The following is a 646-nucleotide window of genomic DNA, read 5'->3' on the forward strand; positions in this document are numbered from 1 at the left end:
CTCCGAATGCCAGGGTGTGAGAGCGCGGCAGTGAGACTGCGGGGGATAAGCTTCGTAGTCGAGAGGGAAACAGCCCAGATCGCCGGCTAAGGCCCCTAAGCGTGTACTAAGTGGAAAAGGATGTGGAGTCGCGAAGACAACCAGGAGGTTGGCTTAGAAGCAGCCACCCTTGAAAGAGTGCGTAATAGCTCACTGGTCAAGTGATTCTGCGCCGACAATGTAGCGGGGCTCAAGTACACCGCCGAAGCCGCGGCATTCACATAAGCCCGCCTTCCCCTCATGGGGGGTTGGCCAGGTGTGTGGATGGGTAGGGGAGCGTCGTGCAGCCGTGGAAGCAGCGGGGTGANAGAAACTCTTCCGCCGAATGACCAAGGGTTCCTGGGCCAGGTTAATCCGCCCAGGGTGAGTCGGGACCTAAGGCGAGGCCGACAGGCGTAGTCGATGGACAACGGGTTGATATTCCCGTACCCGTGTGAACGCGCCCCTGATGAATCAGGAGTACTAACCGTCCAAATGGCTTGTGGGTTCCTTCGGGTTCCTGTTGGCCGGCTGCACGGGACCTTTCCTGGTAGTAGTCAAGCGATGGGGTGACGCAGGAAGGTAGCTGGGCCCGGTGGTGGATTACCGGGTGTAAGCCTGTAGGGCG

The 646-nt window shown here is 59.5% G+C and carries 1 rRNA gene; it reads left to right on the plus strand.

Features of this window, described 5'->3' with window-relative positions:
- Positions 1-646: ribosomal RNA gene (locus HCA44_RS20695) — 23S ribosomal RNA — on the plus strand; the annotation flags it as partial.

This window comes from Rhodococcus sp. HNM0569 (assembly GCF_012726205.1).
Classification (GTDB): domain Bacteria; phylum Actinomycetota; class Actinomycetes; order Mycobacteriales; family Mycobacteriaceae; genus Rhodococcus_F.